The organism is Paraburkholderia sp. (assembly GCF_035501035.1).
Classification (GTDB): Bacteria; Pseudomonadota; Gammaproteobacteria; order Burkholderiales; family Burkholderiaceae; genus Paraburkholderia.
This window is the reverse complement of record NZ_DATJWR010000197.1, coordinates 1-13,277: the sequence shown is the minus strand read 5'-3', so window position 1 is coordinate 13,277 and position 13,277 is coordinate 1. Positions and strand designations below refer to the sequence as shown.

The window sequence follows — 13,277 nt, the reverse complement described above, 5'->3', positions numbered from 1 at the left end:
GAGATCTATGACCAGGCGCGCGCCTTCATGGATATCGTGATGCCGGACAATGTCAACAAGGTGAAGCGGTACCACGACGACGTGCCGCTCTTCTCGCGCTTCCAGATCGAGCACCAGATCGAGACGGCGTACTCGCGCACGGTGCCCCTGCCTTCGGGCGGCGCAATCGTGATCGACCACACCGAGGCGCTCGTCGCCATCGACGTGAACTCGGCGCGCGCCACCAAGGGCGCCGACATCGAGGAAACCGCCGCGCGCACCAACCTCGAAGCCGCCGACGAAGTCGCGCGCCAGCTGCGTCTGCGCGACCTGGGCGGCTTGATCGTGATCGACTTCATCGACATGGAGTCGGCCAAGAGCCAGCGTGAAGTCGAGCAGCGCCTGAAGGACGCGCTGCGCCACGACCGCGCGCGCGTGCAGATGGGCAAGATTTCGCGCTTCGGCCTGATGGAGCTTTCGCGCCAGCGCCTGCGCCCCGCCCTCTCCGAAGGTAGCCACGTCACCTGCCCGCGCTGTAACGGCACGGGCCACATCCGCGACACGGAATCGTCGGCGCTTCAGGTCCTGCGCATCATCCAGGAAGAGGCGATGAAGGAGCACACCGCGGCGATCCACTGCCAGGTGCCGGTCGAAGTGACCGCCTTCCTGCTCAACGAGAAGCGCGCGGAGATCAACAAGATCGAGTCGCGCTTCAAGGTCGGCGTCGTCCTGATTCCGAACAAGCACCTCGAAACGCCGCACTACAAGCTCGAGCGCCTGCGTCACGACGACGCGCGCCTCGACGACCCGCGCGCCTCGTGGAAGATGGCCGAGGAAGCGGCACGCGAGCTCGAGTCGGAAACCGGCTACAGCAAGCGCACCGCCGAAGCCAAACCCAAGCAGGAAGCCGCGGTGAAGGGCATCACGCCGGCGAGTCCGGCACCGTCCGCACCGGTCAAGGCCGCCGAGGCCGCTCCCGTGGCGGCGCAAGTGGCCGTCACGCCCGCGGGCGGCGGCTTCTTCGGCTGGATCAAGCGCCTGTTCGGCGGCGCGCCGGCCTCGGCCCCCGCACCTGCGCCGGCCGCGCAACCCGAAAAGGCCACCCGTCCGGCACGCGAAGCACGCGCCGAGCGCGGTGAAAAGGCCGGCGGCGAGCGCAACCGCAATCGCCGCACCGGCGGCCGCGACGCGGCAGGCCGCGGCGACGGCGCGGGCGCAGTTGGCGCGCGCACCGGCCAGCCGGCCGGCCGTCGCGAAGATCGTGAGCCGCGCGAGCCGCGTGAAGCACGCGAAGGCCGCGGCGCCCGCGAACAGCGCGAGCCGCGTGAAACACGTGAAGCGCGGGAACCGCGCGAAGCACGTGAACCGCGCGAGCAACGTGAACCGCGTGAGGTGCGCGCCGAGCGCGAACAGCGCATCGAGCGCGTCGAGCGTGGTCACGACCGCAGCGAGGTGAGCACGGAAGCAGGTGCCGCACGCGGTGAACGCCAGGAACGCGGCGAGCGCCGTGAGCGTGGCGAACGCGGCGAACGTGCCGAACAGCGCCGCCGCCCGCAGGCCGAGGCAGCCGAAGCCCAGGAAGCGCGTCTCGAAGCCGCATCGACGGAAATCGAAGGCGTCGATGCACCGCAGGCAGAACTGTCCGAAGGCGCAAGCCTGGGCGCCGAGGAAGACGGTGCACCGCGTGAGGGCGAAGAGCGCCGCCGCCGCCGCCGCGGCCGCCGTGGCGGTCGTCGCGAGCGCGAAGCAGAAGCTACGGCGGGCCTGACGTCGGGCGAGCAAGCGCCGGAAACCGGCGAAGAAACCGCACCGGCACAACCGGCAATCGAGCAGCCGGCCGTTGCGGCTCACGTGCATGCGACGCCGGTCGAGGAAGCGCGTGCCGAGGCGGTTGTGGAAACCGCCGTCGTGACCGCGACGCCGGCCGCAGCCGCTGTCGCCGAAGCCGGGCAAGTGCCCGCCGCCGCAGTGACGGCCACGCACGTCGAGACCGTAGCACCCGAGGCTGCGCAAACGCCGGCAACTCCGGTCGAGCCGGCTGCGGCGCCCGCCGAAGTCGCACCGGTAGCTGCTGAAGCCGCACCCGTAGCCGAGCAGCCTAAGGCTGAAGAACCGGCTGCGCCTGCCGCACCGGTCGAAGCTGCTGCACCGGCGGCTCCGGTCGAGCCGCTCCAGGCCGAAGCCCTGCCCGTTGCGCGTGAAGACCGCGTCGAAGCGCCGCAGCCCGTTGAGCCGGTGGTAGCGCCCGTGGCGCAACCCGAGCCTGTACAGGCGGCCGTCGCGGTTGCCGAGCCGGTCGCACAGCCGCGCCCGGCTCAAGCTACGGCGAGCGTCGCCGTCTCGGCCGATGCGCTGCGTCCGATGCTGGAATCGGCGGGCCTCGTCTGGGTCAACACCGACGCCGACAAGCTGCACGCCGCCCAGCAAGCCGCCGCGCAGGTGGTGAAACCCGCGCGCGCGCCGCGCGAACGCAAGGCGCTGCCGCCGGTCGACGGCACGCCGATGCAGCAGGTCGAAACGACTCGCCAGCCGTAAGCCCCGCTTGCGCGACTGGCCGCGCCGGGCCCGCAAGCCCGGCGCCGCCCCACGAAGCCCACCGTTCCCGGTGGGCTTTTTTTTGATATATCAGCGTTCTCCCTTGTCGGTAAGGGACTGCCGGTTCGGCTAGAATCGAACCAACGCGAGAACGAAGAAACCATGTCCCGACGCATCATTCCTGTTGCCGATGTCCGGTCGCTGCCGCCCAAACCGGCCGCTGGAGCGGCGCGCGCGCCGTCCGGCGAGGTCTTCGACACGCTTGCAAGACCGCTGCGCGACCTGCGCATCTCGGTCACCGACCGCTGCAACTTCCGCTGTGTGTACTGCATGCCGCGCGCGGTGTTCGACAAGGACTACCCGTTCCTGCCGCATTCCGCCCTGCTCTCGCTCGAAGAAATCGAGCGGCTCGCGCAGCTTTTCGTCGCGCAAGGCGTCACCAAGATCCGGCTGACGGGCGGCGAGCCGCTGCTGCGCAAGAACATCGAATTCCTGATCGAGCGCCTCGCGGTGCTGCGCACGCCCGCGGGCGAGCCGCTCGACATTACGCTCACCACCAATGGCTCGCTGCTCGCCCGCAAGGCGCGCGCCTTGCGCGACGCGGGCCTCACCCGCGTGACCGTGAGCCTCGACGCCCTCGACGACGCGCTCTTTCGCCGCATGAACGACGCCGACTTCGCCGTTGCCGACGTGCTCGACGGCATCGCCGCCGCGCAGGCCGTGGGTCTCGCGCCGCTCAAGGTCAACATGGTCGTCAAGCGCGGCACGAACGACAGCGAAATCGTGCCACTCGCGCGGCATTTCCGCGGCACGAACGTGACGCTGCGCTTTATCGAGTACATGGATGTCGGCACTTCGAACGGCTGGAACATGACCGAAGTGCTGCCCTCGGCCGAGGTCGTCGCGCGCATCGCCGAGCACTGGCCCCTCGTGCCGCTCGAGCCGCACAGCGCAGCCGAAACGGCGCAGCGCTGGGGCTATGCGGACGGCGCCGGCGAGATCGGCGCGATTTCGAGCGTGACGCGCGCATTCTGCGGCGACTGCACGCGCGCGCGCCTCTCGACCGAAGGCAAGCTGTATCTGTGCCTCTTTGCCTCGATGGGCTATGACCTGCGTGCGCTCCTGCGCAACGGCGCCAGCGACGAGGCGATCAGCGGGTCGATTGCGCAGATCTGGGAAGGCCGCGCGGACCGCTACTCGCAACTGCGCGGCAGTGCGCAAGCGCCGGGCTCCGCCGACGAGCCCCGCATCGAAATGTCCTACATTGGCGGCTAGAAAGCCAATCCGGCCGATGAGCGCCAGCACCATTCCCACCGGATCGATCACCGGCCTCGTGCTCGCGGGCGGCCGTGGCCAGCGCATGGGCGGCGCGGACAAGGGCCTGCAGATGCTGCATGGCACGCCGCTCGCGGCCCATGTCCTCGCGCGTCTCGCGCCGCAGGTGGGCGCGCTTGCGATCAGCGCGAACCGCAATCGCGAGGCCTACGCAGCGCTCGGCGCGCCATGGCACGCAAGCATACTCGGCGACACGCTGCCCGATTTCCCCGGCCCGCTCGCGGGACTGCTTGCGGGGCTGCTCGCGGCGCGTACCGAGTGGCTGCTCACTGCGCCCTGCGACTCGCCCTGGCTGCCAGCCGACCTCGCCGCGCGCCTCGGCAATGCGGCGCTCGCGCAACGCGCCGACATCGTGACCGCGACCACGACGAATGCCGAAGGTGTCGTCTCGCTGCATCCCGTATTCGCGCTCGTGCGCACCTCGCTCGCCGGCGACCTCGCCGCTTTCCTCGAAGCGGGCGAACGCAAGGTCCGTGCGTGGTACGCGCGCCACACGGCGGCCGAAGTCGCCTTTGCCGATGAACACGCGTTTTACAATATCAATTCCTTACAGGAACTGGCCGAACTCGAACGCGCCTGAATTGCAATCGGGCGGCGCCCGGCCAGCCGCCGTCCCCGGCACACGGCCGGCACGCCCGCCAGGACGATCGCCGCACACACCGTGCGGATGCGACGCTTCCCCACTCGATGACCACGCTTAATCACCTCTCCGGTAACGCCGGGTGTATCGGCCAGTACGATCCGCAAGCTTTGCCCTTGAGCGCCGCGCAGGCCATCGTGCTGCAGTGGGTGACGCCGCTCGCGGCTAGCGAACGGGTGTCGCTGCGCGAGGCGCTCGCGCGCGTGCTGGCCGAAGACGTGATTTCGCCGATCGACGTTCCGGCCCACAACAACTCCGCGATGGACGGCTACGCGTTCGACGGCGCGGCGCTGGCCACGGCCACCACTGCCGGCCGGCTGACGCTCACGGTCTGCGGCAAGGCGTTCGCAGGCCACCCCTACACGGGCGAAGTCGCCGAGGGTACGTGCGTGCGCATCATGACCGGCGCGCCGATGCCCGCAGGTTGCGACACCGTCGTGCCGCAGGAGCGCGTTGCAGTTCAGGGCGAAGCGGTCACCTTCGAACCGGGCGCCGTTGCGCGCGGCGCGAACGCGCGGCGCAAAGGCGAAGACCTCGCGCGCGGCGGCGTGGCCCTCGCAGCCGGCCGTGTGCTGCACGCGTGCGACATCGGCCTCCTGGCTTCGCTCGGCCTCGTCGAGGCGAGCGTCAAGCAACGCCTGCGCGTGGCCTACTTCTCGACCGGCGACGAACTGCGCTCGCCGGGCGAACCACTCGAGCCAGGCTGCATCTACGACAGCAACCGCTACGCGCTCGGCGCCATGCTGCACCGGCTGAACGTCGAGGCAATCGACCTCGGCGTGGTGCGCGACGAACCCGAAGCCCTCGCCGCCACGCTAAAGCTGGCTGCCGAAACCGCCGATGTCGTGCTAACCTCCGGCGGCGTTTCGGTCGGCGAGGCCGATTTCACGCGCGAGCAGTTGCAAGCGCTCGGCGACGTCTCTTTCTGGGGCCTCGCCATGCGCCCGGGCCGCCCACTCGCGTTCGGCCGCATCTGGTCCGGCGGACGCCCCGGCGCGGGCCGCGCGGCGCTGCTGTTCGGCCTGCCCGGCAACCCGGTCGCGACGATGGTCTCGTTCTACCAGATCGTGCGCCCCGCGCTCATGGCGATGGCGGGCGCGAAAGCGCAGCCCGTGCCGCTCGTGCCGGCGGTGAGCGAACAGCCGATCAGGAAGCGCGCCGGCCGCACCGAGTTCCAGCGCGGCCTCGCGCGCCGCGACGCCGGCGGCCAGTGGCGCGTCGCGCCAACCGGCTCGCAGAGCTCGGGCGCGCTCAGCACGATGAGCGAGGCGAACTGCTTCATCGTGCTTGCCCACGAGGCCGGCGATCTCGATGCCGGCGACGCCGTCGACATCATGCTGTTCGATGGGCTCGTCTAGCGCGCCACCGCCTGACCGACCAACAAACGTATCCACACGTCCACCCCGACATACGGACCGACTCATATGAAAAAACAGATTTCGTTCATCGCTGCGGGCCAGACCGCCAAGGCGCTCATCCTCGTGTACCTGACCTTCAGCGTGCCGATCGTGCTGCTCGGCGTGCTCGTGGCGTTCGTGCGCTATGGGTCGGTCGAGCTTTCCACCATCTTCAGCGCGCTGCTGCTCAACGCGATCGTCGGCTTCATCCTGCTGTGGATCGCCTGCCACGCGTACAACTGGGTCGCCTCGCGCTTCGGCGGCATCGAGATCCACCTCTCCGACGTGCCGGAGGAAGCCTGATGGCCGCGACGATCCGCGCCGCGACTCCCGCCGACGTCGGCGCCGTGCACGCGCTGATGTACGAACTCGCCGAGTTCGAGAAGCTCACGCACCTGTTCACGGGCACAGCCGCCGGCCTCGCCGACGCGCTGTTCGGCACGCGACCGGCGGCCGAAGCGCTGGTGGCTGAAGATGCCGGCCGTATCGTCGGCTATGCGCTCTTCTTCCACAACTACTCGACCTTCCTGAGCCGCCGCGGCCTTTATCTCGAAGACCTCTACGTGCAGCCGTCGCAGCGCGGCACCGGCCTCGGCACCGCGATGCTGCGCGCGCTCGCAGCGATTGCCGTCGAACGCGGCTGCGCCCGCTTCGAATGGACCGTGCTCGACTGGAACAAGCCGGCCATCGGCTTTTACGAGAAGCTCGGCGCGAGCGTGCTGCCCGACTGGCGCGTCGTGCGCATGACCGGCGAGGCGCTCGAAAAACTCGCCGCGCCCGCCGAACCGGCGATCGGGTAAGCGTCAAAGCACCGCCTCGAATGCAAACGGGCCGCCTGCATCATCTGCAGGCGGCCCGTTGTTCTTTGGCGTGGAAGCGCTGTTCGGGCGACGTGTGCGTGATGTCACTCGTCGCCGAGTCCCGCTTCACCGCCTGATTCACCATTGCGCAAAGCATCGCCGAGCAGGTTCGCCGCCGCCTCGCCCGGCAGCGCCTCCACGTCGCGCAGCTTGCGGTTCATCGCGCGCGTGCGCACTTCCGCGGCTTCGATCGAGCGCGTCACCGTTTCGAGCTGCGACTTCGTGCGCGCAAGGACGTCGCCGAACTTGCCGAACTCCGTCTTCACCGCGCCCAGCACCTGCCAGACTTCGCTCGAGCGGCGCTCGATCGCGAGCGTGCGAAAACCCATCTGCAGGCTGTTGAGCAGTGCCGTGAGCGTGGTCGGCCCTGCCACGCTCACGCGGTAATCGCGCTGCAGCAGGTCAGTGAGGCCCGGGCGGCGCAGGATTTCCGCGTAAAGCCCTTCGGTCGGCAGGAAAAGCAGTGCGAAATCGGTCGTATGCGGCGGCGCGACGTACTTCTCGGCGATCGTGCGCGCCTCCGCGCGAATGCGCAGTTCGAGCGAGCGCCCCGCCTCCTCGATCGCGACGACGTCCGCGCGCTCCTGTGCGTCGATCAAGCGCTCGTAATCCTCGCGAGGGAATTTGGCGTCGATCGGCAGCCAGACGGGCTCGCTCTCAGCCGCACCTGTGATTCCGCGCCCCGGAAGGCGAATCGCGAACTCCACGCGCTCGCTGCTCCTGGGCACCGTCGCAACATTCTTCGCGTACTGCTCGGGCGTGAGCATCTGTTCGAGCAGCGCTTCGAGCTGCACCTCGCCCCACGTGCCGCGCGTCTTCACGTTGGTCAGCACCTTCTTCAGGTCGCCGACGCCCGCCGCGAGTGTCTGCATCTCGCCGAGCCCGCGATGCACCTGTTCGAGCCGGTCGGAGACGAGCTTGAACGATTCGCCGAGGCGCTGTTCGAGCGTCGCATGCAGCTTCTCGTCGACGGTGCGGCGCATTTCCTCGAGCTTCGCGGCATTGTTCGCTTCGATGTCCTTCAGACGTTGCTCGAGCGTCGCGCGTACTTCGGCGAAGCGCCGGTCGTTGACCTCGGTGAGCTGCGCGAGTTGCTGGGTGAGCAACGCGCCGAAGTGGCGCAGCGCGGCGCCCTGCTCGTCGCGCGCCTGCTGGGCCTGCTGATGCAGGCTCTGGCGCACGGCGTCGAGCTGTTGCGCGTTCGTCTGCGTGAGCTTGACGAGTTGCTGCGCGAAGCCGTCGATCTGGCTGTTCTGCACCGTCGCGATGCTCGTGAGCTGCGCCGCGAGCGCCTGCTGCACCTGCGCGAAGCCGCCGCCGAATTCGCTGCGCGACGCCTGCGCCGTGCGCGCGATCTCGCTGCGCAGTTCGCGCTCGATGCGCTCGGCCGTGCGCGCCTGCGTGTCGGTCGCTGCGGCAACGCGATCGCTCAGTTGATCGAGCGCGTCGAGCGTCGCCTCGGCTTCGCCTGCGTCATGGCTGTGACGAGCCCGCAGCAACGCCACGAGCATCGCGACAAATGCGATCGCCAGCGCCAGAAGCGCCAGCGACATGCCTGCAAGCGGACTCATGTACGCGCTTTCCCCAGCACTGCCGGGTTGATCGGATTGGGCGGCTGCCCCGCTCGCGGGCCCTCGCCGAGCGCGGCGATCAGGTTCTCGGCTGCGAGGTTCGCCATCGCGCGGCGCGTGGCTTCGCTCGCGCTCGCGATGTGCGGCGTGAGCACGACGTTCTCCACTTCGAGCAGCGCCGGATGCACGCGTGGCTCGCCCTCGAACACGTCGAGCCCCGCCGCCGCGATCTGGCGCGTGCGCAGCGCCTCGGCGAGCGCGGCGTCGTCGACGATGCCGCCGCGCGCGATGTTCGTGAGCGTCGCGGTGCGCTTCATCAGCGCGAGTTCGGCGGCGCCGATCGTGTGGTGATTCCCGGCCGTGTAGGGCAGCACGAGCACGACGTGATCGGCCTGCTTGAGCAGGTCGTCCTTCGAGAGATATTCGGCGTTCAGCTCGGCCTCGATCTCAGGCGCGACACGCGAACGATTGTGATAGACCACGCGCATGTTGAAGCCGCGCGCGCGACGCGCGAGCGCCTGGCCGATGCGGCCCATGCCGATCACGCCGAGCGTCGCGCCATAGATATCCGAGCCGAGGAACATGTCGAATGACCACTTGTCCCACTTGCCCGCGCGCAGGAAGTGCTCGGATTCCGCCACGCGGCGCGCGGCCGCCATCATCAGCGCCCAGCCGAAGTCGGCCGTGGTTTCGTTGAGCACGTCGGGCGTGTTGGTGCCGAGCACGTTGGCTGCGTTGAACGCGGCCATGTCGAAGTTGTTGTAGCCCACGGCCATGTTCGACACCACGCGCAGTCGCGGCGCGGCTGCGAGCGCCGCCGCGCCGATGGGGTCGCCCGCGGTGAGCGCGCCGTCCTTGTCGGCAAGACGCTCATGCAGCGCCTCCGGCGAAAGCGCCTCGCCGTTGTTCCAGTCCACGTCGAAATACTGCTTGAGCCGATCGATCACGTCGGGAAAGATCGGGCGCGCCACGAGAATCTTTTGCATCGTTGCTCTCCACACTTCGGTCGTTCTGTCCGGTTGTCCGCCATTGTTGCGCGCGACGGGGCGCGCGGGAAAGTCTTGCGACGATCTTGCAGCTAGAGGAAAAAAAGCCAGGTGGCCGCGAGAAAGACCGGCACGAGCACCACGCCCGACCAGCCAAGATAGCCGAAGAAACCCGGCATGCGCACGCCGCGCGATTGGGCGATCGCCTTCACCATGAAATTCGGCGCGTTGCCGATATAGGTGAGCGCCCCCATCCACACCGCGCCCGCCGAAATCGCAGCGAGCGTTTTCGCGCCCTCGGACATGAGCGTATCGGCGTCGCCGCCCGCGAGATTGAAGAACACAAGATAAGTGGGCGCGTTGTCGAGAAACGACGACAAGAGACCCGTCGCCCAGAAGTACAACGCTTCGTTGGGGCGGCCCGGCGCGTCGTTCACCAACTGGATCAGGGGGGCGAACGCGCCTGCCTCCCCCGCGCGCAGCATCGCGATGACGGGCGTGATCGTCATGAAGATGCCCGCGAAGAGCTTGGCCACCTCGACGATCGGCGCCCACTCGAAGCCGTTGTCGGCGCGCGCCCTGCGCGACGTGAAGTAAAGCGAGACCAGTGCGAGCGCAACGAGGCCCACGTCGCGCACGAGGTTTTGCAACTGCACGTGGGCGCTCGCGACTTCGAAGCTGATGCCCGGCCGCCACAAGCCGCTCATCAGCACGAGTGCGACGAGCAGCGCCAGCAGCACGAAGTTGGCCTTGCCGCCGACATAAAGCTCGCCCGTATCCGGCGTCGGGTCGAGAAAGGCGGGACGCGCTTCGCCGGCGCGGCGAAAAAACCAGCTGTCGACCGCGTAGAACAGCGCGAGCAGCACGCCGCAGACGAACAGCGAAGGCCATGCGAGATGCTTTGCAGTCCAGAGGAATTCCACGCCGTTCAGAAAGCCGAGAAAGAGCGGCGGGTCGCCGAGCGGCGTGAGCAGGCCGCCCGCGTTTGCGACGAGAAAGATGAAGAACACGACCACGTGCACGTTGTGGCGCCGGTTGTCGTTTGCGCGCAGGAGCGGCCGGATCAGCAGCATCGCGGCGCCGGTCGTCCCCATCACGCTCGCGAGCACGGTGCCGAGCGCGAGGATGACCGTGTTCGTGCGCGGCGAGCCGTGCAGATTGCCGTACACGCAGATGCCGCCCGCGATCGTGTAGAGCGAACCTAGCAGGACGATGAACGGCAGATATTCGTCGACGATGGCGTGCACGAAGAGCGGATACGTCGCGCCGGGACCGTGAGCTGCCGCGAACGGCAGCAGGAACGCGAGCGCCCACGCCGCCGAGATCTTGCCGAAGTGGCGATGCCAGAACGAGGCCGCGAGCATCGGGAAGAACGCGATCGAGAGCAGCATGCCGCCGAACGGCAGCGCCCAGATGGCGCCGAGCGCCGCGCCGTCGAAAGCCGCCGCGTGAGCGTTCGTGCTGGTCAAGAGCAGCGCTGTGACGGCCGCTGCTGCGCATGTTCGGACCGCGCAGCCAGTCTTGCGAAAGTCACGCGCCATGCACGACGACGACATGCACGCGATACGGTCCGTGCGCGCCGAGAATGATGGTTTGCTCGATGTCGCCGGTGCGCGAGGGCCCCGAGACGAAGTTGACCGCGCGCGGCAGCTCGCCGCGTTCGTCGCGCATGAGTGCGAAGGCGTCTTCGTGGCCCGCCACGATGCGCGAGGCAGGCACGACGGCAATGTGCGTTTCGGGCAAGAGCGCGCCCGAGGCCCAGGTTTGCGGGCTGGAAAGCAGCACTAGCGTGCCGGTCTCGGCCGTGGCGCAAAAGCACCCCGTGAGGCCCACGAGATCGCGATCCTCGGGCTTGCGGAATTGCACGGCGAGCCCCGCGCCGGCCCAGTCGAGCGCCTCGAGCGTTTGCCACGCGACGGCCTGCATCGGCAGGTTGCGCTCGGCGAGATAGCGTTGCGCGGCGGCGGGTACGTCGGCGAGCTGCTGCACTTCTTCGACGGTGCTCGACATCTTGCGCGCCTCGTCGACGAAACGCGCGACGAGATCGCCTTCGAGCGGCGGACGCGGCCCTTCGGGATGGCGTGCCAGGTAATCGGCAACGGCTTCCCGCTCGTGCGCCGCGGGCGTGGCCTCGCGTCCCTGCGCTGCGCGAATGCGCGCGAGTATGCTGCGGCGGGCGGCCGTCGTGTCCATGAACGTCCTCTGCAGATGAAGATTGGCGACGCGCCGATTATACCGGCGCGCTACCCCGCATTTCGCGCGCCCGATGCATTTTCAGACGCGGCGCCCGCTCGCGTGACGAGCCGTCGTTACTTGCCCGCGCACTCTTCTTCCGTGGGCTGCTCGATGCCGAACACCTGCCGCAGATACGCGAGATACGCCTTGTCTTCGCACATGTTCTTGCCCGGCGAATCGGAGAGCTTGGCGACGGGCTGGCCGTTGCAGCGAACCATCTTGATGACGATCTGCAGCGGCTGATAGCCGAGGTCGTTGGTGAGGTTCGTGCCGACGCCGAACGCGAGACGGCAGCGCCCGCGAAAGCGCTCGTAGAGACTCAGAACCTTGGGAATGTCGAGCGCGTCCGAAAAGATCATGGTCTTCGTGCGCGGGTCGCAGCGATTGTCCTCGTAGTGCTTGAGCAGGCGCTCGCCCCAGTCGAACGGATCGCCCGAATCGTGGCGCGCGCCGTCGAAGAGCTTGCAGAAGTACATGTCGAAGTCGCGCAGGAACGCCTGCATGCCGTAGACATCGGAAAGCGCGATGCCGAGGTCGCCGCGATACTCCTTCGCCCACTTCTCGAAGCCGTAGATCTGCGAGTCGCGCAGACGCGGCCCGAGCGCCTGGCACGCCTGCAGGTACTCGTGCGCCATCGTGCCGAGCGGCGTGAGGTTGTGCTTCATCGCGTAGTACACGTTGCTCGTGCCCGTGAACTGCTCGCCGAGGTCTTCCTTGAGCGTGAGGATCACCTCCTCGTGCCAGCGCTTCGAAAAGCGGCGACGTGTGCCGTAGTCGGCGATCTTGCAATCGGCGAATTCGGGCTTCGCGCCGAGCAGCTCGATCTTGTGGCGCAGGCGCTCGCGCCCTTCCTCGTACTGCGGATGGTGCTGCGTGTTGCGGAAGTAGACCTCGTTGACGATGGCGAGCACCGGAATTTCGAAGAGGATCGTGTGCAGCCACGGCCCCTTGATCTCGATGTCGATCTCGCCGTTGCCCTTCGGAGACGGCGTGATCGAAATGTACTTTTCGTTCAGGTGAAAGAGCGCGAGGAAGTCGATGAAGTCGCTCTTGATGAAGCGCATCTTGCGCAGGTACTCGAGTTCGGGCTCGGCGAAGCGCAGCCTGCAGAGCTTCTGGACCTCGCTCCTGATTTCGTCGACGTAGGGGACGAGATCGACGTTCGGCGTACGGCAGCGGAAGCGGTACTCCACATTGGCCGCGGGGAAATGATGCAGCACCACCTGCATCATCGTGAATTTGTACAGATCGGTATCGAGCAGCGAAGTAATGATCATGATGGGCCAGCCGGACTGCAAACGGAGGACGCGAGGCAAGCCGGAGACCGGAGCGCGCCGCGGCGTGCAGGCCTTGCGGCGTCTCCAGACCGGCGCTCGCCAGCGGTGCGCCCATGTTACCCCAATGCCCGTGCGCCCCGTGTGTGCGCCGGCAGGTTCCCCCGCGCGCAAGGGGTAATCGGCGCGAGATCGCCCTGCCCCCTGAACGACATAAACTAATCACGAAACGATCTAAGGACCGCTGCGGGCGTCTGGGTGGGGAAATTCCTCATCAGTTACAATAATGGTTTTGGCGATCAGCCATCCCCCGATACGAAAAGCTTGCAGGAGTTGCCTGAATGACTCACGTTGTGACCGAAAGCTGCATCAAGTGCCGCTATACCGACTGCGTCGATGTGTGCCCGGTGGACTGCTTTCGCGAAGGTCCCAACTTCCTCGCGATCGACCCGGACGAATGCATCG

General features: G+C 67.8%; 11 protein-coding genes and 1 pseudogene. 7 read left to right on the top strand and 5 right to left on the bottom strand.

Annotation, left to right across the window (positions count from 1 at the left end):
* The 6 genes from VMJ11_RS14070 to VMJ11_RS14045 form a co-directional block, all read left to right on the top strand.
* Positions 1-2,514 (top strand): ribonuclease E/G (locus VMJ11_RS14070; RefSeq protein WP_325620003.1); only part of this gene is annotated, 2,514 nt, incomplete at its 5' end.
* A 162-nt stretch (positions 2,515-2,676) separates the two neighbouring features.
* The gene (gene moaA, locus VMJ11_RS14065) at positions 2,677-3,789 is read left to right on the top strand and encodes a GTP 3',8-cyclase MoaA (RefSeq protein WP_325620002.1); all 1,113 of its coding nucleotides are present in this window, start codon (positions 2,677-2,679) and stop codon (positions 3,787-3,789) included.
* 16 nt (positions 3,790-3,805) lie between these two features.
* Positions 3,806-4,429, top strand: coding sequence for a molybdenum cofactor guanylyltransferase MobA (mobA, locus tag VMJ11_RS14060; RefSeq protein WP_325620001.1), 624 nt, complete (start codon positions 3,806-3,808; stop codon positions 4,427-4,429).
* 107 nt (positions 4,430-4,536) lie between these two features.
* Complete coding sequence (gene glp, locus VMJ11_RS14055) at positions 4,537-5,847, top strand: gephyrin-like molybdotransferase Glp (RefSeq protein WP_325620000.1); 1,311 nt, start codon at positions 4,537-4,539, stop codon at positions 5,845-5,847.
* 66 nt (positions 5,848-5,913) lie between these two features.
* Positions 5,914-6,189 (top strand): hypothetical protein, encoded by a 276-nt coding sequence (locus VMJ11_RS14050; protein ID WP_028212919.1) that lies wholly within the window; start codon positions 5,914-5,916, stop codon positions 6,187-6,189.
* Positions 6,189-6,686 (top strand): GNAT family N-acetyltransferase, encoded by a 498-nt coding sequence (locus tag VMJ11_RS14045; RefSeq protein ID WP_325619999.1) that lies wholly within the window; start codon positions 6,189-6,191, stop codon positions 6,684-6,686. The genes VMJ11_RS14050 and VMJ11_RS14045 overlap by 1 nt, the downstream gene beginning before the upstream one ends.
* 104 nt (positions 6,687-6,790) lie before the next feature.
* Here VMJ11_RS14045 and rmuC read toward each other — a convergent pair whose 3' ends face one another.
* The 5 genes from rmuC to pncB form a co-directional block, all read right to left on the bottom strand.
* Positions 6,791-8,317, bottom strand: a complete 1,527-nt coding sequence (rmuC, locus tag VMJ11_RS14040; RefSeq protein ID WP_414694395.1) for a DNA recombination protein RmuC — start codon at positions 8,315-8,317, stop codon at positions 6,791-6,793.
* Positions 8,314-9,303 (bottom strand): D-glycerate dehydrogenase, encoded by a 990-nt coding sequence (locus tag VMJ11_RS14035; RefSeq protein WP_325619998.1) that lies wholly within the window; start codon positions 9,301-9,303, stop codon positions 8,314-8,316. Before VMJ11_RS14035 ends, rmuC begins: the two co-directional genes overlap by 4 nt.
* Positions 9,304-9,395: 92 nt before the next feature.
* A complete protein-coding gene (locus tag VMJ11_RS14030; protein WP_414694394.1) occupies positions 9,396-10,844 on the bottom strand; it encodes a sodium:proton antiporter in 1,449 nt (482 codons plus the stop codon).
* The gene (locus tag VMJ11_RS14025; protein ID WP_325619996.1) at positions 10,834-11,496 is read right to left on the bottom strand and encodes a lactate utilization protein C; all 663 of its coding nucleotides are present in this window, start codon (positions 11,494-11,496) and stop codon (positions 10,834-10,836) included. The genes VMJ11_RS14030 and VMJ11_RS14025 overlap by 11 nt, the downstream gene beginning before the upstream one ends.
* A 116-nt stretch (positions 11,497-11,612) precedes the next feature.
* Entirely contained in the window at positions 11,613-12,815 is a 1,203-nt protein-coding gene (gene pncB, locus VMJ11_RS14020; protein WP_325619995.1) for a nicotinate phosphoribosyltransferase, read from the bottom strand.
* Between the two features lie 338 nt (positions 12,816-13,153).
* On the opposite strand from pncB, the pseudogene VMJ11_RS14015 reads away from it, so the two are divergent.
* Positions 13,154-13,277: pseudogene (locus VMJ11_RS14015) on the top strand (ferredoxin); the annotation flags it as partial.